General features: G+C 74.2%; 1 protein-coding gene. It reads right to left on the bottom strand.

Annotated features, from left to right (window positions below):
• On the bottom strand, positions 1-2,173 hold a 2,173-nt coding region (locus PUR61_RS13895), incomplete at both ends, for a type I polyketide synthase (protein ID WP_329879129.1).

Here is a 2,173-nt window from a genome sequence, read left to right as displayed (position 1 = left end):
TGCGGTGCCCGTCAGACCACCCGCACCGGACGCCACCGCGTCCAGCCCGGTCATCAGCTCGTCGGTCCCACCCGCGAGCACCACCGCACGATGCGCCAGCACCGGACGCCGCGCCGCAGCCGCCGCCACGGCCGACAGGTCCGTACCCGACACCGTCCTCAGCCGCTCCGCCTGGGCCCGCAGCGCGTCCGGGGTCCGGCCGGACAGCAGCACCGGTACCACAGGCAGGTGCGCGACCGGTACCGAGGCCGGCTCCGCCACCGGGGGCTCTTCCAGGATCACGTGCGCGTTCGTCCCGCTCACGCCGAACGCCGACACACCCGCCCGACGAGGCCGGTCCCCGGCGCTCCACGGCCGCGACTCCGTCAGCAACCCGACTGCGCCTACGGACCAGTCGACCTCCGCCGACGGCTCTTCCGCGTGCAGGGTGGCGGGGAGCGTCTCGTGCCGCATCGCCAGCAGCATCTTGATGATGCCCGCGACACCGGCCGCCGCCTGCGTGTGCCCGATGTTGGACTTCACCGACCCCAGCCAGAGCGGGTCACCGCCGTCCCGGTCCTGACCGTACGTCGCCAGCAGCGCCTGGGCCTCGATCGGGTCACCGAGCGTCGTGCCGGTGCCGTGCGCCTCGACCACGTCCACGTCGGACGCCGACAGGCCCGCCTGCGCCAACGCCGCCCGGATCACCCGCTGCTGCGACGGACCGTTCGGCGCCGTCAGACCGTTCGACGCACCGTCCTGGTTCACCGCCGTACCCCGGACCACCGCCAGGACCTGACGACCGGCAGCCCGCGCCGACGACAACCGCTCGACCAGCAGGACACCGGCCCCCTCGGACCAACCCGTCCCGTCCGCACCCGCACCGAACGACTTGCACCGGCCGTCGGGCGCCAGACCCCGCTGACGCGAGAACTCCACGAAGATGTCTGGCGTCGGCATCACGGTGACGCCGCCGACCAGCGCCATCGAGCACTCACCCGACCGCAGCGCCTGCGCGGCCAGGTGCAGCGCGACCAGCGACGACGAGCACGCCGTGTCGATGGTCACCGCAGGGCCTTCGAGCCCGAACGTGTAGGAGATCCGGCCGGACATCACCGACGAGGCCGTACCCGTCAGCAGGTGCCCCTCCAGGCCCTCCCCGCCCTCCACCGATCCGGTGCCGTACCCCATGAACGAGGCACCGACGAACACACCGACCGGCTCGCCGCGCAGGCCCAGCGGATCGACCCCACCCCGCTCCAACGCCTCCCACGACGTCTCCAGCAACAGGCGCTGCTGCGGATCCATCGTCAACGCCTCGCGCGGCGAGATCCCGAACAGCGCGGCGTCGAACTCGCCCGCGTCGTGGAGGAATCCACCCTCGCGGGCGTAGGAGGTGCCCGCGTGCTCCGGATCCGGGTGGTACAGCCCTTCCAGGTCCCAGCCGCGGTTCGTCGGGAACGCGCCGATGCCGTCCCGGCCCTCGGCCACCAGATCCCAGAACGCCTCGGGTGTCTCCACCCCGCCCGGCAGTCGCAGGCCCGTCCCGACGATGACGATCGGATCGTCGGTGGCCTCGGTCGTGACCTCGGGGCCCGCCACCGGGGCGGTCGCACCGACCATCTGTTCCAGGACGAACGCGGCGAGCCGCTCGGCGCTCGGGTAGTCGAACGCCAGCGTCGCCGGCAGCGCCAGCCCGGTCGCCGACCGCAGACGGTTCCGCAGCTCGACGGCGGTCAGCGAGTCGAAGCCCAGCTCCTTGAACGCCCGCGACGCCTCGACCGCCCCGGCCGACGCGTGCCCCAGCACCGCCGCGACCTCGGCCCGGACCAGCTCCAGCACGGTCCGCTGCCGCTCCGCCGACGACAGACCCGCCAACCGCGCAGCCGGCCCGGAGCCCGACTCCGGAGCGACAGCGAGCTCGACGGCCTCCGGCAGGTCGGCCAGGAACGGCCGCTCACGCGCCGCCGTGAACAGCGGCAGGAACTCCGACCACCGCACGTCCGCGACGGTGACCGCCTCGTCCCCCGACCCGACGGCCGACGCCAGCGCGGCCAGCGCCCGGGCGGGATCCATCGGGCTCAGACCCCGGCGGCGCAACTGCGCGGCCGTCTCGTCGTCCGCCGCCATGCCCACCCGGGCCCACGGGCCCCACGCGACGGCGGTACCCGGCAGACCCTGCGCGCGACGCCGC

Origin of the sequence: Streptomyces sp. BE20 (assembly GCF_036322525.1) — a bacterium.
Lineage (GTDB): Bacteria > Actinomycetota > Actinomycetes > Streptomycetales > Streptomycetaceae > Kitasatospora.
Note: the sequence above shows the minus strand (reverse complement) of the source record. Positions and strands in the feature narration are given on the sequence as shown.